At 47.3% G+C, this 20,961-nt stretch carries 11 protein-coding genes and 1 pseudogene; 5 read left to right on the top strand and 7 right to left on the bottom strand.

Translation table 11 applies throughout. The annotated features are described in order from the left end of the window. Window positions 1-157 precede the first annotated feature (157 nt). Window positions 158-286 (top strand): annotated as a pseudogene (locus ACQG03_RS18585) (IS630 family transposase); the annotation flags it as partial. Here the strand turns inward: ACQG03_RS18585 and ACQG03_RS18580 are convergent. The 7 genes from ACQG03_RS18580 to ACQG03_RS18550 form a co-directional block, all read right to left on the bottom strand. After that, window positions 285-2,198: a GmrSD restriction endonuclease domain-containing protein gene (locus tag ACQG03_RS18580; RefSeq protein WP_063163840.1), complete on the bottom strand. Its 1,914-nt coding sequence runs from the start codon at window positions 2,196-2,198 to the stop codon at window positions 285-287. The pseudogene ACQG03_RS18585 and the gene ACQG03_RS18580 sit on opposite strands and share 2 nt — an antisense overlap. Further along, window positions 2,185-3,525, bottom strand: coding sequence for a DUF262 domain-containing protein (locus tag ACQG03_RS18575; RefSeq protein ID WP_063163841.1), 1,341 nt, complete (start codon window positions 3,523-3,525; stop codon window positions 2,185-2,187). Before ACQG03_RS18575 ends, ACQG03_RS18580 begins: the two co-directional genes overlap by 14 nt. A gap of 297 nt (window positions 3,526-3,822) precedes the next feature. After that, entirely contained in the window at window positions 3,823-5,670 is a 1,848-nt protein-coding gene (locus ACQG03_RS18570) for a ubiquinol-cytochrome C chaperone family protein (protein ID WP_063163842.1), read from the bottom strand. A 35-nt stretch (window positions 5,671-5,705) separates the two neighbouring features. Beyond that, the gene (locus ACQG03_RS18565; protein ID WP_063163843.1) at window positions 5,706-8,621 is read right to left on the bottom strand and encodes a type I restriction endonuclease subunit R; all 2,916 of its coding nucleotides are present in this window, start codon (window positions 8,619-8,621) and stop codon (window positions 5,706-5,708) included. Window positions 8,622-8,680: 59 nt separating this feature from the next. Continuing rightward, window positions 8,681-9,934 carry a restriction endonuclease subunit S gene (locus ACQG03_RS18560; RefSeq protein WP_063163844.1) on the bottom strand — a complete coding sequence of 418 codons (1,254 nt, stop codon included), beginning with the start codon at window positions 9,932-9,934 and terminating at the stop codon, window positions 8,681-8,683. Next, window positions 9,934-11,541 carry a type I restriction-modification system subunit M gene (locus ACQG03_RS18555; RefSeq protein ID WP_063163845.1) on the bottom strand — a complete coding sequence of 536 codons (1,608 nt, stop codon included), beginning with the start codon at window positions 11,539-11,541 and terminating at the stop codon, window positions 9,934-9,936. Before ACQG03_RS18555 ends, ACQG03_RS18560 begins: the two co-directional genes overlap by 1 nt. Window positions 11,542-11,588: 47 nt before the next feature. Beyond that, window positions 11,589-12,161, bottom strand: coding sequence for a restriction endonuclease subunit S (locus ACQG03_RS18550; protein WP_063163846.1), 573 nt, complete (start codon window positions 12,159-12,161; stop codon window positions 11,589-11,591). Window positions 12,162-12,398: 237 nt separating this feature from the next. Here ACQG03_RS18550 and zorA1 point away from each other — a divergent pair, with 237 nt between their 5' ends. Genes zorA1 through zorD form a run of 4 tightly spaced genes read left to right on the top strand, consistent with a single transcriptional unit; the run spans window position 12,399 to window position 20,822 of the window. Next, window positions 12,399-14,954 carry a type I Zorya anti-phage system protein ZorA1 gene (gene zorA1, locus ACQG03_RS18545; RefSeq protein ID WP_063163847.1) on the top strand — a complete coding sequence of 852 codons (2,556 nt, stop codon included), beginning with the start codon at window positions 12,399-12,401 and terminating at the stop codon, window positions 14,952-14,954. Window positions 14,955-14,965: 11 nt separating this feature from the next. After that, on the top strand, window positions 14,966-15,703 hold the full coding sequence (gene zorB1 / locus ACQG03_RS18540; protein ID WP_063163848.1) for a type I Zorya anti-phage system protein ZorB1: 738 nt from the start codon (window positions 14,966-14,968) through the stop codon (window positions 15,701-15,703). Next, window positions 15,700-17,583 (top strand): type I Zorya anti-phage system protein ZorC, encoded by a 1,884-nt coding sequence (gene zorC / locus ACQG03_RS18535; RefSeq protein WP_063163849.1) that lies wholly within the window; start codon window positions 15,700-15,702, stop codon window positions 17,581-17,583. Before zorB1 ends, zorC begins: the two co-directional genes overlap by 4 nt. Then, on the top strand, window positions 17,583-20,822 hold the full coding sequence (gene zorD / locus ACQG03_RS18530; RefSeq protein WP_063163850.1) for a type I Zorya anti-phage system protein ZorD: 3,240 nt from the start codon (window positions 17,583-17,585) through the stop codon (window positions 20,820-20,822). The genes zorC and zorD overlap by 1 nt, the downstream gene beginning before the upstream one ends. Window positions 20,823-20,961: the final 139 nt, after the last annotated feature.

Below are 20,961 nucleotides of genomic sequence, written 5' to 3'. Positions count from 1 at the left end.
CTGCACCAAAAAAAAAGCCTAAGTTCATAGTCATCACCCACTCTTTCAGTTAACTAAATAGCTGCGCGGAATAGTAGATCCCCTAAAGGGAACTTAGTCGGGATTTTGCGATCTGACCAATTGCTAAAGCAACCAAAATCACCAACCGGATTAAGCGATGCCGATCATAGCACCAATAACTCATGACGAACGACGCTTGATGCAGAAAGCTATTCATGAATCTCACGATAAAAATCATGCCCGCAGGCTCACGGCTATATTGATGATTCATCGGGGGGAACGTGTCAAAGCAACATACTTAAGTCTTCGCTAAGTAGAGCCAACATCACCTCTTCATGGCTTTCAATGTTTTTGATACCTTGTCGCTCAGGTCCCCATTCCTCATAGCTCATCATGATGGCTTGTTTTAAGCTCTCAGATCGCTCTGTTTCAGCATAGAACTTTTTCTTATCCGCAGGAGAATAGTTACTGAGTCTTGAGTTGCTGCTTGGTGAAATCAGGCAAAGATTCCCGAAACGATGGACATCATTCCCCATTTTATTTGCTCCAGATGGATCGGTTTGGGGAAAGTAGTGCTCAACCGATGTTCGACTCGGTGAAAACTGGAAATCCTCGAAGTGTTTCTTAATATCGGGATGATTAGCCCCTTTACCGTCGAAGCTCTGACCCGCAGTGAGATCACGCCACAAGCGATAATCGAGCAAATTAAACACATAGTTCTGCACACCAGTGCCCCGATGCAGAGCTTCAGCATTAAATTGCCCTTTTTCACCACAGATCTCAGCCAGAAACTCACTGCTGAGCTTCTCAAGCGCCTCCAGATAAGCCGTTCCGTTTATGTCCAGTTGGTTCGAAGCAAGACCATTCAGAATGACCAGAGAGCGATTGAGCCATCGCTTGTAAACATAGGCGGGGTGTGAGACATGGAACATCGACAAGATCATCGTCAGTTTTCTGTTTACTCCAGACAAGCCATCCTGGTCGAAAGAGTTGTTATAGCTAAAACTCGAGTTCCTGTCTCTGGCATAGTATTCAAGCGTCAGCAAGCTCCACTTCTCGTCCTGATCGCGTTTAATAATATAGCGGTCAAACAAGACCCGAAACTTCAACAAATCAAATGCAAACTGAGTGATTTTTTCTCTGTCATTTTTTATGATCTCAAAGGCCTGGAGCAGCTTTTTATCATCCAGAGAAACGGTATCGGCAACAGTCACTTTCAGAACATGTAGCAGAAAGTTGGAGAAATCGATAATAGAATCAAAGCGCTGCTCTTTGACTTTTTCATTGTCGTTATCCGTGTAATGAAAGCGTCGAGTCTCGATAATGTTCCGCAGTGTCGGTTTTTCGTCTGTGCCATGATGGGTTTCTGTCACGCATTTGATTGCCTCAAAATCGGTTGGGAAACCTGACCATTTTTCGCCAAATAAAACCTTGCGAGCCTCCGGGCTAAAGCCTAATTGTACATAGCGCCCCATGTCTGCACAGGCATCCCATATGGTTGAAAAGCTATTTCTTGAAGTCGTGTCGCCGCTGTAAACCGACATCAAATGTGCTTTCAATACCTCATGTTTTTCTAGTTGCTCACCCCGGTTATTCATGATTTCAAAGTAGTGATTGAGGTCGGTATCTTTGGGCACTGGGACACGCAAAATAGTCACGTGTTTGAGCAGATACTGGCAGAAGTCGCTGGTGTCTATGTTATGGGTCTCAAAGTAGTGCTCTATAAGGCTAAACGCAGCCCGGATTGAGGGTTCTTCCGGATCATTCCTCTGCGCCTGTTGAAACAGATTTTGCAGTGTTCGTGCTGATTTGGGGCGGCTGTCAAAGTCAAGATTGAGGTCAAGGTGCGATAAAGCTTGTTTGCTGCTATGAACAACGGTTTTTAAGTATGCGAGCAAAATCGACAGCGTTGTATGTCTTTGCTGTCCATCAATCGTTTCATAAACGATTGCATCTTTATGAGGGCTATCAGCACCATCTCGGATATACACTACCAGGCTGCCCAGATAGTATTTAGCCTCTTTTTGTTCTCCGGTCTTTTTGAGGTTTTGAACTCCATCGGCAATGTCCTGAATGAGCTGCTCGATCTCCGCTGCTCCCCATGCGTAGTTACGCTGGTAAATGGGAATAACATAATGACTGTTTTCGCTGAATAATTTTTCGATAGTCAGCAATGCTAAATCGTTACTTGTTGTCATCGACATCTCCCAGCATTTGAGCGATTGAATCCTGTACGGATCTGGCATTGAGAAAGCGGATATTTTCACATCGCTTTGGCTCGAAGCGCAGAACTTGTTGTGGGTGGATGGCTTTACCCATCACTCTTAACAGTCCTCTGGCCTCACGCGCATAGCTATCAATACTGTCCATGCCGATTTTTTGATATTGCAGTCGTAAGTAGTAACTCCAGCAAAAACAGATCGTTGCCGCCTGAGCTAGTTCGTTATCACCAAACTTGTCGTAATAGGCCATCACCGCGCACATAAAGAGATTTTTGATATATATATCTCCCTTACGTGAACTGCCGGAATAACGAGTATGTTTTTTTAAGAAATCGCCAAGCAACGCTTTCTCACCATCAAACAGAGTGTGATGCAAAGACTTGTAGTGCTGGATGTACTCAAAAAAGCGTTTTCCGTTAATGATGATCTGATTAATTTGAAACGGATAAGACTGATGCTGCTTATCCCACTTCCTTGCGGGGTCGTTATTGTAATGTTCAACGGCAAAATCCAGGGCCAGCAGAGACTGCAGGTAGTGGTAATCACATGTGGAGAGGTTGATGCCTTTGAACACCTCAAGATTGTGGCGGCTGAACTGAATACCATAGTCGCCATCCAGCCAACGGCGCTGGCGGAATAAGAACTCGCCCATAATGAGATGAAGGCTGGCGGACCCATCATCCGGACTGACACCTTGTTCCCAAAGGCTGACGTGATGGAGTCGTTCTGCCTGTCCGGTTGTCTCCATCATTTCGCGTAAATGGTATGCCTTTAGCAAATCATAAGGTGCCAGGGCTCTGCCTCTGGCATTTTGCGAGTCGAAAAACTGAAACGCTTCGCTTAAGTCATCGAGCGTCACTTCAATGAGCTCACATCGGTTACACACAAAATGAAGCAGTGATTGACGTTCATCATCGTTAAGCCCCATGAGGCGGCTTTCAATGACTTTGGCATTGTGCTCAAGGTTATTGATGCTCGCCCTTGAAGCAAATTCCTGCTCCAGCAAGGGGGATGAAAACTTACCTCGTTGATCGAGCAGTGTACAAAGTAGTGTGAGCGTTAGAAGGCGCTGCTGTCCGTCAACAATATTAAGCGCTATCGCATTAGCTAATTTTAATTCATCTTTGTGCAATACCACCGTTCCAAGCCGGTAGCATTCTTTATCCCGGTGGCTTAACACGTCATCAATCAGTTGATTAACATGTCTGGGTTGCCATTTGTAGGGGCGCTGGTAGGAAGGAATAGTAAGATGGTGTTTTAGCAGGTCCCCGACTTTTTTTACCTGAAAGTTTACCTGTCCCATGATTACAGTACCTGCCCAACGGTCGTATTTATCAGTTGAACGAGGTGGCGCAATCTGACTGTATGACAGCGGTTGAATTTATGACAAAGAGTCATTAGCGCATTTCCTTTGGTTTCATTCTTTTAGTAAAAATTGAAATTGCATTCAATACCCTGCTTCAACCTGCTACATGTAGCAGGTTGAAGCAGCCTTCAGAGAGACAGACTTACATTTTGTGTAATATTTATTCATTGGATAAGAGCTGGGCCTCAACCTAATGAAATCTTTTAGACGCGTAATCTTAAGAGGGCACACTACTTAAGTAAGCGGCAATTCAAAACACTTCACCGGTTTCCCATCCTGTATTTCTACCAGTAACCGTGTAGATGGTGGTTGCTCTACCAGCAATCCCTGTTGGAATTGCCCGAACGACAAATGGGCTTCTTCAATAGCCATCTTTTGCTGCAGTAAAGTCGTTGTGGTCCATTTCCGCAGCAATACTTTATTGGCATTTGTCGTATTACTCTGTTCCGCCAGAGCACTGATGCTTTGTATTCTCTGCTGTAGCTGACGCTCAACATTTTCAATCACGCCGTCGAACTGCTGATAGGTATCTGCAATGGTTTTATGGCGCTGCTTGACGAGTTTCGAGTTCCGTTCGGCATGTGTCAGAAGATGCAACGCTTGAGCACGCACTTTCATGGTAAGGTCCCATTCGTGGATGCGCTCCTCAAGGACATTTTGCTGGTTTTGGATTTTTTGCGTAATTTCCGTACTACCAAAGAGCCCACGATCTTTCAGCGATTGAATTTTGTCGCCAGTATTTGAAATATCAGTCAGCAAGTGTGCCTGCAGGGCAGAGAACTGAACTTCAATATCCTCCAGTTTTTGGCGTATTGAAGGCGAGCATTGCTCCTCAATAACCACGGGGGTGATTTGCTGCAAATACTGTATGGCCCCAATGATCTCTGACTTGCGTGCGTTATTCTGGAACGCAGAAACTTCATGCACCGCCTCAACAATTTCCGTCAATTTCTTGCTGATATCAGCCAGGTGCTTTTGCGCTAGCACAGCAGAAGCAACATTCAACAACATCCCGGCGTTAACAAGCTGACTGAGTTTGTCAGGATTCAGCAGAACGGCATGTTCTTTAATCCCTTTTTCTCCCAGGCTGAAGCCTCGGAAACCAGGGCCATCTTTTACGCTCGCCAGAGAACCATCAATGAGGACTTCCATATATTGATGGCTGGCAATATGTGCAGAGGTAGCCAGTGAGGGTAATGTTTGCAACAGCGGGCTCAGGCGTGAAATGCCTGTAATATCCTGTTCCTGAAGCGCTTCGGTGCTAATTAGTGCCGAAGGGAGAATTGTCGAAACCGTAAGCACTGGTTGGTGAATCTCATGCCCAAACCCCCAGCGTTGCTCATAGGTGAGAGCAGGCATCGTGGCGGGTGATGACTGGGCGGCAAGTCGGAACTGGCGGGAATTTTTTAAGCGGATCCAGGCAATTTGTACCACGCAAGGCAGCGTCACTCGAAACGCCGGGTTTGAGATGTCATAGGCGGTATAAAGCCCAGTAATAGCCAGACCAACCGGCCCGGTTAATACGCCCAAAACACGCCCTATGCCTAGCCCCGCAATTAAAGGTAGCACTTTGCCTGCAGTCGTTTGAGCAAGACCATTGGCAACTAGTGCCGCTTTCTGCCAGACGGGGATATCCAGACTGGCAGAGGCGCTTATTTCCATATCACGTAAAATCTGGCGGCGTTCATCATCCGACATTTTTTTCCATGATGAGGTAAATACACAGTCAATAATCAGCGCTTCTTTTTCTTCTACTGATGCAGTGGCCGGGACTTTCATCTTCAGATGGCTGGTAACGTCATCGACAATTTCGTTGTAGCTGACACCATTGCGACGAAAGAGATTCACGAACGTATTACCGCCGAAATGCTGTAACTCCCGCACAAGCAGGCGCAGGGTTTCATCATCGGGTTCATCCTGGCGTTTGGCTTCCTGCAATACGGCCTTCACACTGTCTGACATGGAAAAACCAAACTTACCGGTATTAGTGACGTAATCGATCAGCAGATCTATATCATCTTTATCTGCGTTCAACAGCAGTTGAACCAGCGCCTCATCATCCTGAATGTCTATCTCACTCATGAAAATACCCCTGCCATGTTCATCACCAGAATTGGTTAAAACCCACGCATCCCATTAATAAACGTTTCTATTACATCGCGCACACGGTCGTAGACACGTGCCCGTACGTTTTTGCGTTCCAGAATCTTCGGCGTCCAGGTTAGCGTTTCTGCCACTTCATCCTCTCGCGGCATCACGTCGGTAAAGAGGTAGTTATCCAGTAAGCCGGTCAGTTTGATCGAATCGAGTCGCTCTTCGCTACACAAGGCTGCTAGCGCCTTACCTTTTTCCTGTTCGACATAGGCTTCAAACACCTGAGTGATATCTTCGTCATGCGCGGCATGCAGCAGGCTTTTTTCAATAAAGTTATCGATAAGCTCACGTTTACTGCGCAGCGTCACGTCGCTGTCGACAATATCCATGATCTTTTTCTTCTGCTCCTGCTGTTCTTTTGGTGGCATCGCCTGAATACCCGCTAGCAGACGCAGAATGTAGCCGACGTTAATTTCGTCGCGATGAATCAGCGAGACTTCAAAATCCACGTCTTCAAGAATCGAGACTTTCTCTTTACTGGAGTGCTTTTTCACCTTGTCGTGAATATCGAGGTACTTACTGGTGAAATCCGCCAGCGTCTGGTCCGACAGCGGTTTAGCCGCATCGTCAAAATCGGCAAAGCTTTCGAGGATGTTTTTCAAACGCATCACATCGCGAAATGCTGTTACAAATGCCAGCTGTGCCTCTTCATCCGGTAAACCGTCCACGCTTTCCACGGTTGGTGTCAGCGTTAACAAGCGATCGACAGCGTCCTGGTAATCCCCGAAGTACTCGTCAAAGGGTTTGACCAGCACCGTAGAAGAGGCATCTTTATTCGAGAACAAGGCAATAGCATCGTCGGTGGCTTTCTTCAGATTACGGAAGCAGACGATATTCCCGTGGCTTTTCTTCTCGTTGAGAATGCGGTTGGTACGGGAAAACGCTTGCACCAGACCGTGGAAACGCAGGTTTTTATCGACGTAGAGCGTGTTCAGTGCCGGGCTGTCGAAACCGGTGAGGAACATATTCACCACCAGCAGAATATCGATGCCTTTCTCTTTGGTGCGCTGGGCGATATTTTTGTAGTAATTGTAAAAGCTCTTTGAGTCATTGGCCGAGTAGCTGGTGCCATACAGCTCGTTATAATCCTCGATAAAGCTATCTAGATGATCGCGACTTGAGGTGTCAACTTTCGCTCCCTGCGGCAGGCTGATATCTTCTTCATCCAGCAGGCCATTTACCGCCTCTTTATCACTTTTGTCCGCTTCGTTGGCGGCATAAGTGAAGATAGTGGCAATCTTTAACGGCTTGTAGTTGGCATCCGCCGCCTGTAGTGCGGCCTGCTTCTCTTTAAAGAGTTTGTAGTAGGCGATCAGCATATCGACTGACCCGACGCAGAACATCGCGGTGAACTCGCGATTGCGTGTCTTGGCGTTATGGTGGGCAAGGATGTAGTCGGTCACTTTGCCCAACCGGATGTCGCTTTCCATCACCTCTTTAGTGTCGATATCTTCCACATCAATATCGATCTCATTGCTGCTCTCTTTGCGCTTGTAAGTGCCGACATACTCCACGGCAAAGCGCAGAACGTTTTCATCCCGGATGGCGTCGACAATAACGTATTTATGCAGGCATTTATCAAACAACAGTTCGGTGGTCTGTTTGACACCATTGGTGATATTGACGTTATCGGCAAAGATTGGTGTCCCGGTAAAACCAAACAGCTGTGCGTTCTCGAAGAAATTCACAATCGCTTTATGCGTATCACCGAACTGGCTGCGGTGGCACTCATCGAAGATAAAGACGATGCGCTCTTTGCGCAGGTGAGCGAGCTGCGCTTTGTAACCTTCATGGGTGATGGCGTTGTTCAGCTTCTGAATGGTGGTCAGGGTCAGTTTGGTGCTGCTTTGCTTGAGATGTTTTATCAGCGTACTGGTGTTGTTGGTGGTATCCACGCTGTCTTTCGCAAAGCCGTTGAACTCTTTCGCCGTCTGATAATCCAGATCCCGGCGATCGACTACAAAAATGACCCGATCCACTTCCGGCATTTCCATGATCACCTGGCAGGCTTTAAACGAGGTCAGCGTTTTACCGGAGCCGGTGGTATGCCAGATATAGCCATTCTCCGGCCGCCCCTGCTTGTGGAGATTGTCCTTCACGTGGTGGATCATCGTCTCACAGGCGTAAAACTGATAGGGGCGCATCACCATCAGGCACTTACGGGTTTCGTTCAGCACCGTGTAGTGGGTGATCATTTTGGCGATGTGGCAGACCTTCAGGAATGCGTCGGTGAATTTCTCCAGCGCTTTGAGCGGGTTATTCTGTTCATCGGTCCAGAAGAAGGTCTGCTCGAAGTGGTTGGCTCGGTTGTTGGCGTAGTATTTGGTGTCCACCCCGTTGCTGATAATAAAGATCTGCACATACTGGAACAGGCCGCTGCCTACCCAGAAGGCATCCCGATGGTAACGATCGATCTGGTTGAAGGCCTCTTTTAGCCCAAGACCGCGACGCTTAAGCTCGATCTGTACCAGCGGCAGGCCGTTGATCAGCAGCGTGACGTCGAAACGAGTTTTACGTGTGTTTTGCTCGGCGTTGAACTGCTTCACCTGGCTCGTCACCTGAAATTCGTTCTGGCACCACTCCTCTTTATTGATAAAGCTGAGCCACTTCTCGGTGCCATCATCGCGCAATAACTGGTAGCGATCGCGCAGGATTTTAGCGCGATCGATGACTTCATTGCCTTTGGTCAGGTGTAAGAAAATACGGTTAAATTCGCCGTCCGTGAGTGGCGCAGATTCCAGTCGGTTATGGATTTCAATCTGCTTGCGCAGATTGGCTTTCATACTGGTTTCGTCGGTGACATTCACACGTTCGTAGTGCATGCCCACCAGCTGTTCCACCAGCTGCGTTTCTAACTCGTATTCGCTTTGCGTTGCCATCAGTGTGTAGTGCCTTTCGTTATTGTGTTAGCCCGGAGTCGGTCGGGCCGGATGATTTTTTATACAAACATTTGTTGGAGTAGGCCTTGCTTCCAGGTTTTTAATTTATCTAGTTCCGCTTTTTTTACGGCGATTTTATCGTCGAGAGCAGAGAGGTAATCCGCAATTTTTATTTGTTCTTTTAGACTCGGTATTTGCAGTTCTATATCAAAAAAATCATTTACCCCAATATTTAACAAGCCATGATTTCTAGCCCCTTCTTGGGCAACTTTTTCTATAGATCTATTTTGAAGACCACTCTCGAAGTAATGCTGGTAGAAGCTGTTAGATTGATTAGCATTTAATTTGAAACAAATATATAAAGTTGACACCACACCTCTATCATAGTTAGTCAACATTTTTATCGCACCCATTGGGTAACCTTGTGAATAGCTCTTATTATACGCAAACTCACCATTATTGATTAAATAATAACCAGCTACATTTTTTGAAGCTATTTGTTTATTAAAGTAAGACATTTGATCAACCAATCCATCTCGACCAGATATAGTTAGAATTGTTTGGTTGTTTTCTTTATTTTTTCTTGTTACACGAGTTGCCACGTCTTTTAATTGGCAAGAATTCCACTCAGGAAACTCCTCCCCATTCTCATCCTTAAACCGCACTTCCTGACTAAAAATCTTCTGCATCATGCCTTTTTTATACTGAGACAGCAGGTCGTACTGCTTGTTCAGTGACGTGATTTTTTCATCAGCAGAGGACAAAAAATCGGCTATTTTGGTTTGTTCTTCAATCGAAGAATACCTAAAAGGTAATTTTCTTTGTTCAGAAATACCAATGTAAGGTCTTGTTGCACCTGAGCATAGATTAGTTAGCTCTTTTATAAATGTAGGTGTCTCAAAGAAAAACTTTATATAGCGGTTTAACAGTTTTTTATTGTTTTTTACGCGATAGTACGTTACTTGAGGTGTAAGCATGATGAAAGGAGATGTTAATTCTGGGACTATAGCAACGTTCCCTATAGTTGCTTTGTGTGTTAGAAGTATATCTCCAGTTAGGGAGAACCCTTTTCTCAAGCTATTAGCTTGTTCTAGACTTATTTTTTTACAACCGATGAAATCTATTTTCCCATCAATAATGTCGGACGCCATAATGAAAGGGATGCCATTATCCACATAATCAACCGATACAGGGTGGAGCTCACCATGATTGCCATCCATTGGTTTATCAATTACGGAATCATTTACCAAATCTTGGATGTTGCATTGGGCCCAGCAATCATCAAATTCCTTAAACCGTAATTTTGGCACCATCACTTATCCCCCTCCACCAGAGTAAACGGCGCGTCAACCCCTAACTCCTTACAGAATCCGGCAATGGTCTTATCAATCTCTGCCACTTTCCCTTCCAGATCGCGGATTTCCCGCGCCACGGCGTTGAGGTCAATCTCTTCTTCCGCTTCAAAAGTATCGACATAGCGAGGAATATTGAGGTTGTAATCGTTGTTACGGATTTCTTCCAGCGTCGCGATATGGCTGTATTTCTCGACCGCTTTCCAGTCGTTGTAGGTATTGGCTATATTATCGATATGTTCCGGCAACAGGCGGTTCTGAGTTTTCACCTTTTCAAAGTCATTGCTGGCATCGATAAAGAGAATGCTTTCGTTGTGCTTACGACACTTGCGCAGTACCAATACGCAGGTCGGAATGCTGGTACCGTAGAAGATGTTGGCAGGCAGGCCGATCACCGCATCAATGCAGTTCAGCTTCTCAATCATAAACTGACGGATATGGCCTTCGGCTGCACCACGGAACAGCACGCCATGAGGCAGAACTACGGCTATGGTGCCGTCATCTTCCAGATGATGGAGCATATGCTGTACAAACGCCATATCCGCTTTGCTGGACGGGGCCAGTTTGCCGTACTGGGTAAAACGGTCATCGTTCATAAACAGCGGGCTGGCGCTCCACTTGGCGGAAAACGGTGGGTTAGCAACGATGGCGTCAAATTTCAGATGCGTATGCTGCGGGTGCTCCAGCGTATCTTCCTGGATGATTTCAAAATCTGCATAGTGAACCCCGTGCAGGATCATGTTCATACGCGCCAGGTTGTAGGTGGTACGGTTCATCTCCTGGCCGTAGATTTTACCCACCGACGAGGCTTCACGTTTCACGCGCAGTAACAAAGAGCCAGAGCCACAGGTCGGGTCATAGACGTTTTTCAGCTTCAGCTTGTGGGTAGTGACGATTTTCGACAGCAGGGTGGAAACCGGCTGCGGAGTATAGAACTCACCGGCTTTCTTACCTGCGCCTGAGGCGAACTGGCCGATCAGGTACTCGTAGGCATCCCCCAGAATGTCGGAACTCGCTTCGCTCAGGTTAAAGCTCAGTTTGTCGAGTTCAGTGACGACTTTGCCGATCAATTCGTTTTTCGCTTTCGCCGTGTTGCCGAGCTTGCTGGAGCCTAAATCGAGATCTTCAAACAGGTTGCTAAAGTCATCCGCGGAGTCGGTACCCAGCGTGCTCTGTTCAATGTTGCGTAGGGTTGTGGCGAGGTCCTCCAGAATAAATCCAGCACCTGTGCCTTTGGGGTCTTTAGCCACACGTTCAGCCATGGTGTGGAACAAATCCGTTGGTGGCAGGAAATAACCTAAGGTCTGGATACTGTCCTCTTTTACCGCATCAACGATATCCTGATACGCCGGATGTTCCGCAGTCAGTTCATTGTACTGAATGCCATCTTCCGCCAGGATTTTGTTCGCGTAAGCAACGAATTTTTCAGAAAGATATTTATAGAAGATAAAGCCTAAGCAGTAGTCGCGGAATTCATCGGCATTCATCTTACCGCGCAGGGTATCCGCGATATTCCACAGGCGGCCTTGCAGTTCACTTAAATTTTGCGCTTCAATCTGGGGAGACATAGTTCTTCCTGTTGTTTTTCTTCGTCACAAAGGGGTGACGTAATAAGTCAAATCATACCACTGAGCAGGCCCAGGATCTGCTGTTCACTCAGGGCGGCAATCCGCTGCTGATAAAAGCGTTTTTCTCGCGCCGCCAGATAGAGTCCCCCCATCGCGTTTTGCTGTGCGAGTGGTGGGAGGGTAACGGTGAAATTCTTCAGTTCATTCACCGCGATACGCTGTACGACGGTAGACCCCTGGGTGGCCTGAAGCCGCTGACGTCGTCCCTCTAGGCTTTCATTGAAATGCCAGAGAAACCACGCGGCATCAATTTGGCTGTCATCAACATCCACTTTGACGTAGTTGTTACCTAAAATACGTCCGGCATTTTCGGCACTCACACGAACAGCCTTGCCATGGATCAGGCTGATGACAACATCTCCTTTCTGCGTAATCACAACATCCTGATGCGTTTTAACCCACTGCTCTTTCTCTGCTGACACAATAGCTGACTGCCAGTCATCGACCAGAAACTGTTCGGTCGCATAGAAACGAAATGCGGGCCCATCTGCACTTTGCTGGATACGGCTGATGTGCGAGCCTGCCGTAAATTGGGCGATATCTTTGTAGCTTCGCGTCATCCTGCAATCCGAATAAATTTAAATTACATTGTCATTGTATTGCCAATCATAAACCTGATGAATTATTTATATCAAGGAATTTAAATTTATTACTCATGCGGGCGATCAATGTTTTTGTGACTCAGATAACGTTTTATAGAAGCTAAAGTTAAGGTTTTTCCTATAATGAGCGGGCGGTTTTTCGTTGCTGGTGATTTTCCCCCTGCAAATGTCTTTTTCTTCACTCAAGGTGTGTAGATGTTTTCGCTGACCTCGTTCCTCGACACGTTAACCTCTGTTAATCCAGAAAATGTGCCGAAATATGTCGCTCTTGTTGTCGCGGTTCTGTTGGTGTGCTTCATTGCCCGCTATGCCATTCCTTCTTTTGTGATTTCAGCCCGCTTTAAAAATAAAGCGAAAGAAATTCAACTCATTGCAAAAGATAAACCGGCTCAGCAACTCGAAAAGCTGGATGCTTTATTTTCCGGAAAGTTTTTTGCGCATCCCTGGAGTGAATTTAAAGAGTCGCTGCATCGGCAGTTTGAGTTAGACGAAGACAGCGGTCAGAAACGGATCCACAGTATTCGGTCTACCGCTCCGGCTTCAGCCTGGTTCTCTGAACCCTTGCTGGTAGAGATTCCACTCTACACGGAAGCGTTTAAGCATTTGCCCGGAATCCTGACTGGGATTGGGATAATCGGGACCTTCTCAGGCCTGATGATCGGCTTGCACCACTTTGACCCCAGCACACCAGAACAAGTGAGCGCCAGCGTAGCTAACCTTTTGCGTGATGTTCTTTACGCATTTTTAGGCTCCGCCTTTGCCATCGCTTTTTCCATCCTGGTCACCATGTTTGAAAAATGGCGTCTGGCGAGATGCTATAAAAATCTTGAGTTGCTGACCGCCAGCATCGACCAACTTTTTGAAGGTGGCGTCGGTGAAGATTACCTTTCTCAGCTCCTCTCCAGCACCAAAGAAAACACCACCCATGCCAAACAACTGAAAGATGGTCTGGTCAGCGATTTAAGAGAGATGCTGCAGAACCTGGTGGATAGCCAGGTTCGAGAAAACCAGAAACTGGCAGAGACGCTGTCTTCCACTTATCGGGAATCTGGCCAGCAGATTGCGGAGCAGGTTAGCGGCGCTATTGAAACCAGTCTGAAAAGCCCGTTGGACAAAATTGCGGGCGTGGTGCAAACCGCCTCCGGCGATCAGAGCCATCGTGTGCAGTCGATGCTTGAGAACGTCCTTACTGCTTTTATGAACAAAATGGATAACACGTTTGGTCAGCAGTTCACCACAATGCAGGAGATGATGGGCCGTTCCGTAGAGGCGATCCAGAGCATGCAAAGCGGTTTCTCTACCCTGCTGCAGGATATGCGTCAGGCTGGGGATGATTCACGTCAGGGCAGCGCCCAACTGATCTCTCAGCTACTGACTGAAATGAAAAGCGGTCAGGAAGGAATGCAGGCGGGGATGAACGAGATGCTGCGAAGCCTACAGGAGTCTGTAGCCCGAATTGGCGCGGAAGGTGAAGGTGCTGGCGAACGCATGGCTCAACAGCTGGAAAAAATCTTTGCCGACAGTGAAGCGCGTGAAAAAGCGATGGCGGAACAGATGCGCGCCTTTATTGAAGCCATTCAGTCCAGTGTTCAGCAGGGACAAAATGAAACCATGGAGAAAATGGCTGCCTCTGTGGATACACTTGGCAGCCATATGGCAACCTTGTTCGCACAACTGGAAAATGGCCAGCAGCAGCTCAATCAGCAGCAAAACCAGGCGCAAAATCTGTTGATGAGCAATATGAGCAAAGGTGTTGAAGATCTGACGCAAAACCTGGCCGGTGTATTCAGTCAACTTGAGTCCGGACAAAAACAGATGAGCCAGACTCAGGAAGAGGGACAGCGCGCTCTGCACGAAGAGACTCAACAGCTCTTAGCCCGTAGCGAAGCTCGTGAACAGGCGGCTACCGAGCAACAGCAAGATTTTATGGCTGCTCTGCAACACACTATGCACTCTGGTCAGGATGCCCTGCGTGAGAAAATGACCAGCGGCATCGATCAGTTGGGTAGTCAATTGGGAACGCTGTTTGGGCAACTGGAGGAAGGTCAGAAATCCCTTAGCCAGCAGCAGCAATCGGCTCAGAATGCTCTGCAACAGGAAGCTCAGCGAATCATCGGCCAGCTTGAGAGTCAGGTTCAGGAGCTGATGCAAATGCTGCGTGAACAGCAATCCGCATCAGGTGATTTACTGCAACGGATGGCGCAAAACACGACGCGTCACCTGGAAGAAATTCAGACCGGAGCCGATAAAATGCGGGTAGCAGCCGATCGCTTTGAAACCGCGGGTAATCGTGTCGCCGAAGCTAATCATCTGACGGCAGAAGTTCTGAATGGTACCCAGCAGGCAGGCAGAACCCTTTCCAGTGCCAGCGCTGAGCTGGGCGCATTGATCGCCGATTACCGCAATACTCGCGAGGTGGTGGCGAATGCCATTAGCGCACTGGAAACCCTCATCAATAGCAGCCATGACGAGCAAACATCCCGCAGCCGGTTTGTGGAAGATCTGAAGTCGTATTCCGAACGTCTGCAGCAATACAACCGTGAAGCCCAGGAGTTTCTCCACAACGTCGCTGAGGTGATGGGCACCAGCTTTGAGTCCTTCACCACCGGGGTAGAAAGCGGCCTGAACCGTTCGCTCCAGGAGATGGATACACAACTGACAAAAGCGGCTGGCGCCTTAAGTTCTTCTGTTGAAATCATCGGTGAAAGCGTGGATACGCTGGAAACTGTGCTCCGTAGTCGTCGCGCGTAAGGAACAGGCTGATGTTTAACCGGGCATTCAATAGCAGGCAGCGTCGTAGTGATGAAGCGGAAAAACCATTCTGGATTTCCTATGCCGACCTGATGACCGCCATGATGGTGCTATTTTTGGTCGTTATGGTGGCATCGCTTAGCTCTGTCACTCAGAGGATCCAGCAGGCTGAAGCAGGGGAAAAGTCCCGAGGGCATGATATCGCCCGTCTGTGTGAACGACTTGAGCTGCAGGCAAAGAATCTGAATAAAACGATACATGTCGATTGCCACGATAACCGTATTAGTTTTGGCGAAGCAGGGCGTTTTGAACATAACCGCTTTTCGCTCACCCCAGAAGGGCAGCAGGCTTTGCAGGATGTGGTGCCGTTGGTCCTGGATGCGGCAAATAGCGACGAAGGTAAGAAATGGTTTAAACAGATCGTTATTGAAGGGTTTACTGACACGGATGGTTCGTATCTCTACAACCTGCATCTCTCTCTCCTGCGCTCGGAATGGGTGATGTGCAGTCTGCTGGACAGCAGAAGTGCGCTGCAGCAAAGAATTACTGCAGATCAGCAAATCCAGATTCGGAAATTATTTTTGGCGGGTGGCGTGTCATTCAACAATGCGAAAGAGAGTAAAGAAGCCAGCCGTCGTGTCGAATTACGCATGCAGTTCTTTGGCCTGAAAGATAAGAAACAGGACGAGAGTATGGACGTCGTCCCTGGTATTAGTCAGGAAACCTGCCAACTGGGTGTAGTGCAATGACGTCCGCCATTGAGAAGCTGAAATCACGCCTTCTTCCTTACAGGGAAAAGAGTGTCGGGCCGGTTGTGGGGCACCCTTTTACCTATCTACAGCGTGTCATCAGCCAACTCGAGAGAAAGGTCGACGCCCGCACAGTACAGATGGTACCCCCTAAGGAGAAACGCAGGCAGGCAATTTCCCGATTGCGTTCGGGAGACACGCCACAGCCATCTGAGTGGAAGATGATCTTTTTTGGCCTCAATGACGTGGCAGAGGGAGATCTGTTTGATACAGCACTCATTGATGATGCGGTAAACTTTGCCAAAATTTCGGCTGAAATTCAGAGCAAAATTGCACAACAACGATTAACGCGTAGGGAGTGGCTGGCGTTGTGTACCAGCTACTTTGGACATGTCAGCGATACTCCAGAAGAAAATCCGCAGTGGCTTCAGTTACGCAAGCAGATTGCTGCTGGGTTTAAACAGTTAAAAGAGAGTTCGCCTCGCCCGTTGTCATGGATGACGGTAATCGACACTTATGGCGATATTTTTACCGACAATGCGGGTTTTCTTCTTGGGCAACAACTCGGCCGTGGGGAAATAACAGATATCTCCGTGCTGGAAAAAGTGGCACAGATCCCTCAGACCAGTTGGCTATGGCGCAAAATTGTTAACCATTTGGTGAGCGAGATTTTTCGTCAGACTGACGATGAGTTTGAACAAAAAATTAATGAACTGATCGCGTTGAGCCGTCAGCTTTCTCGTTTTAAAGATAACCTGTTGGCTGCGATGCTAACCCGCTATTGTCATTCGGTTTATAAACATAAAACACATTTTGAGCTTAAGCAGATTGCGCTTGAATATTGGGGAAACCCACAGCTTATTGCGCGTAACAAAGGTTGGCTGTTGCACGTAGAGAAGCCCGTGCTCCTGATGGTCCAAAGCTGGTTTGCGAAGGATGACCTTAAATTATTCTTTGAATTACTTAAAGGTAATCGGGATGTTGATGAGGCTCGTTTATTTTACTGGTTGCGTTATACAAATCAGATGAGCTACACGCGGATTGTATTAGGCACCGACTCTCAGGAGTCGAAAGATCCCGCCTATGTCGAGTTTCGTACGAAAAATGCGCGTCGTTTGAGCCAGCTGACAGGCGCTGGCGCACGCGATAACAATGCCATCATTATGCAAATTGGTGATTATCTCTTTGTTGAATATTCTAAAGTTGGCGCTGTTTATCCTTACCATCATGCAAGGGCTCCATTTAATCCAGAAAAGCATACTCTTAACATAGAGCGTGAACTCAAAAGCATTAGCAAAACCGTAGGGGAGCGCTTAATGCACCGTTCTCCTGTCTACAACTGGGAGCACAATCCTATCCATGGCTGGATGAAGAATTTTGATGATGCTCTGAACAGTTTGGGTATTTATTACCAGCCAGAGGATACTGCACTCGCAACCCCAGGGGCTGTGGATTACTCGCGCTTTGAAGCAAAACCTCAGACGGCAATCGCTGTTGCAGAGCCAGTTCTTGAACCTGAAAATGTTCCTGAACCTCCTCCTGGGATTGAACCTAAAGCCCCTCCCAAACAGGTACGTTCTTCACTTGCTGCATCGGTGCTTGAACGACATCAGCGTAACGATGTTATGGCCAAGGAAGAGCGCCTGAACATTATTGCAAAATCGCAAACAGCCAGACAAGCTCGTGAAGCCGAGCTATCCAGAGAGCAACAAATAAAAGAAATTATTCGCTCAGCGGATTGCAAGGTTGAGGACCGGAGAGGTATGGGGGGAGTACTTCATATTCAATTTTTAACACCCAACTACGACGCTACCAAAGAATTGCTCAAGCTCGGCTTTAAACCAGTTTCAGGTAAATATCTTCGCTACTGGAGCAAATGATGTTCAAAGGTTTGTTAGGCAAATTAATCAGAGACAAAAAAAACGATTCTGCACCTGCCATCCCGTTATATAGCTTAGAGACAGAAGGCGTGCTCTTTCCCTTTAGTCTTGCCGATAACGAGGATAACTGGCTTATCGTCTCCTGCCTGGAACAACTCCATGAAGAGGACTATGTATCACACTGGTCGGATTGCTGGTTTATAAGTTGGGATGACTTCTATCGTATTCTGAATAATGAAGATTATGCCAGCAGTCTGGCAATTTTCAGCTTCCCTCAACAGCGTAATCTGATCGCCCATCTTGCTGCGACAGGGAGCATCAGCGATGACACCTTTCGAGTTTTCATTGATAAATGGACCCAGCCTGACGATTATCGCCCCGTTGAGATCACTATCCAGGGGGCCAGCTTTTCCTCCCCGGAAGGCACTTTTATGCTCTGCGAAGAAAACTGGCAGCTTCTGGACTCACTACACCAGCTCAGATTACAGCAGCGACAGACGCCGGGTGAAACGGTAAACCAAACCGGGTGGGCAAAAATACGTCGACAGGCAAAAAAGGCAGGAGCAAAACTGGATGATTACCTGGCTAAAACGATAGTTATCAGGCCCGAGTCACTGCAGTTAAAGTTGCGGAAATCACTGGTGGCGGATACCCAGGTACTGGAAATTGAGCCGGTTTTTGACGAACAGCCTGCAAAGTGGCTGCAGAGTTTCGATCGCACGCAACAGGTACAAGATCGGTATCGTGTTTTGGGTGATGACGGTGAATTAAGCCACGTCATTCTTTCACCTGAAGTTAAAGATGTGCTGACTTCTGTACATGCCATCACCGGCCGTCGAGTTGCTGGTGATGATGCGCTCTCGTTTGTTCGCAATCCGTATACTTGGATTGGCGAAGAAGCTAGCCAGGTACTTGATCCCGATGTATATGAGCAGAATCTACAGGATGCAGGGATCTATTTTTATGATTTCCGTCTGGAGCCTCGGGTTGATGAAAACATGCAGGTTGAGTCTGTTTCGCTGATCCTGATCCCCAGGACTGAACAGCCTGTGTCAGATGAAACATACGTGTTTCATCGGCCGATTGAATTGGCTGCGTTGATTACTGAGTTAGAACAAAAATTAGCGGCGCATCTTCCTGCTGGTGTCTGGCAGGGCTATGACCTCGAGCTGTCCAGACTCACTCCGAATGAATTGCAAGAGTATCAGGCATTGCTGGAAGTCTGGCAGCAACAGGCTGCGGGATTGAATTTTTCTCACGTACTCGATCTCAATAAGTACAGCGACAGAGTTATAGGGATAGGTGAGTTTGAGAAAATCAGTTCACCGTATCTGGTCAAAAGTGAAAGTGAAAATTGGCTTCCAGACAATCTCGCTAAGGAGATGTGTGAAGCCATGTTCTCGGGCTGGGACCTGGATAATCATCAGCATTTTCATGAGCTAGAAACGCGTCTGGAAGATGCAAAAGCCTCTGATGCTCCTGAAGTCGCTATGCCCTGGAACGATAACCTTCTACCACGAGAAGAAGCAGAGGTTTTCCACGAAAAGTGGAAAAAGAAAATCGATGCTGAAACAAGTAATACCGCGAATACTGAGCCGGTGAGTCGCGCTGTCCTGCTGATCGAACAGAATATTGAGCAGGCACTGTATGTCAAACAGCGGCGAACCTCCTTGCTAGAAGCACACTTGGCTGAAGCCGAGCTTCCAATGATTCTTAAGGACTCTATTCAGCTACGTGAGCATCAGTGTAAAGGCGTTGCCTGGCTCCAGCAGTTGTACCTTAAATCCCCAACAGAGACAGCGGGATGTTTGCTGGCAGACGATATGGGGCTGGGGAAAACGTTACAGATTTTAACCTTCCTCATCTGGCATCGTGAGCGTTTCCCTGATGCTCCGCCCTCTCTGATTGTTGCCCCGGTGTCGCTACTCGACAACTGGGAGCGTGAGGTCGGTAATTTTTTCCTGCGCGAGCAGGTTTCGATTTTAAAGCTTTACGGCAATGAACTCAGAGAGAAAAAGTGCGCTAAGGAGAGCATTCCTTTCGAACTAAAGAGTAAGGGGATTAAAAACCTGCTGCAAAATGACTGGGTTGGAGAGGCTCAGATAGTACTGACCACATACGAAACATTACGCGATCAGGAATTTTCATTGGCTCGCCAACCTTGGTCCATCATGGTTTGCGATGAGGCACAGAAAATTAAAAATCCAGCAGCCCTTATTACCCAGTCAGCTAAGGCAATCCAGGCACAATTCAAAGTTGCGTGTACTGGAACCCCTGTTGAAAATACGCTTGTCGATCTATGGTGCTTGTTTGACTTTGTTCAGCCAGGTCTCCTGGGCGCACTGAATAATTTTGGCAAAGATTACCTGCGGCCAATTGAGCAGCAGAGTGATGATAAGGTGCTTGAATCGCTACGAAAATTGATAGAACCACAGACACTGCGTCGCACGAAGGAAGAGGTGGCAAAAGATCTTCCGGAGAAAATTGAAGATAAATCCTGTAAGCAGCTCAGTATGTTGCCGCTGCAACGGGATCTCTATACACATTCGGTAGCGAGCTGGCAGAACCAACAGGAAATCAGTGAAGGTCTGGATCAACGTGGTTCAGGGATGCTCGGATTACTCCATCGCCTGAAGCTGATTTGCGCCTGGCCCTATTCCGTGAGTGCAGATTTACGCTTACGCAATGATGCTCCGAAAGTGAAATGGCTTTTGGATACGCTGAATAATATTCGCCAGTCATCAGATGATAAGGTCATTATCTTTACTGAACTACGCGATATTCAACGTGAATTGCAGCATCTGGTCTCGCAGCATTTTGGATTCAAGCCTTTTATCATTAATGGTGATACCAGCACGAAATCCGGAAGTGACCAAAACCGTCAGAGTTTGATCGATAACTTTCAGTCATCGCCGGGTTTTAACGTTATCATCCTATCGACGATAGCCGTTGGGTTTGGTGTCAATGTACAAAAAGCAAATCATGTCATCCATTTTACTCGCTGTTGGAACCCTGCCAAAGAAGATCAGGCAACTGACCGGGCTTACCGCATAGGGCAGCAAAAAGATGTCTACGTTTACTATCCAACTGTGCGTGATAGTCAGTTAATGACTTTCGAAGAGACCCTGGATGAATTACTGAACCGGCGCAGAGCTCTGGCAAGAGATATGCTAAAAGCTTCAGCCGAGCTCACTGCTGCTGATTTTGAAGTGGTACTTACCCAAGCTAATACTAATTAATTGCAAATAAGGCTGGTCAACAATGATGAGAAACTACGGGATTGTAATTGCCACTTTGCTGTTCAGCTTAAATGCAACTGCGACCACTTATCGAACTGATAGCTTCGGCACGACTCGCGATGATAAAGGTAATAGCTGG

This window comes from Enterobacter cloacae complex sp. 342H5, from assembly GCF_050030905.1.
Classification (GTDB): Bacteria; Pseudomonadota; Gammaproteobacteria; order Enterobacterales; family Enterobacteriaceae; genus Enterobacter; species Enterobacter intestinihominis.
The sequence above is the reverse complement of the archived record's forward strand: the minus strand, read 5'-3'. Positions and strand labels throughout refer to the sequence as shown.

Bases quoted from the DNA above. Each gene is read 5' to 3' on its own strand.
- ACQG03_RS18580 (WP_063163840.1), bottom strand. From the start codon at position 2,198: ATGACAACAAGTAACGATTTAGCATTGCTGACTATCGAAAAATTATTC.
- ACQG03_RS18575 (WP_063163841.1), bottom strand. From the start codon at position 3,525: ATGGGACAGGTAAACTTTCAGGTAAAAAAAGTCGGGGACCTGCTAAAA.
- ACQG03_RS18570 (WP_063163842.1), bottom strand. From the start codon at position 5,670: ATGAGTGAGATAGACATTCAGGATGATGAGGCGCTGGTTCAACTGCTG.
- ACQG03_RS18565 (WP_063163843.1), bottom strand. From the start codon at position 8,621: ATGGCAACGCAAAGCGAATACGAGTTAGAAACGCAGCTGGTGGAACAG.
- ACQG03_RS18560 (WP_063163844.1), bottom strand. From the start codon at position 9,934: ATGGTGCCAAAATTACGGTTTAAGGAATTTGATGATTGCTGGGCCCAA.
- ACQG03_RS18555 (WP_063163845.1), bottom strand. From the start codon at position 11,541: ATGTCTCCCCAGATTGAAGCGCAAAATTTAAGTGAACTGCAAGGCCGC.
- ACQG03_RS18550 (WP_063163846.1), bottom strand. From the start codon at position 12,161: ATGACGCGAAGCTACAAAGATATCGCCCAATTTACGGCAGGCTCGCAC.
- zorA1 (WP_063163847.1), top strand. From the start codon at position 12,399: ATGTTTTCGCTGACCTCGTTCCTCGACACGTTAACCTCTGTTAATCCA.
- zorB1 (WP_063163848.1), top strand. From the start codon at position 14,966: ATGTTTAACCGGGCATTCAATAGCAGGCAGCGTCGTAGTGATGAAGCG.
- zorC (WP_063163849.1), top strand. From the start codon at position 15,700: ATGACGTCCGCCATTGAGAAGCTGAAATCACGCCTTCTTCCTTACAGG.
- zorD (WP_063163850.1), top strand. From the start codon at position 17,583: ATGTTCAAAGGTTTGTTAGGCAAATTAATCAGAGACAAAAAAAACGAT.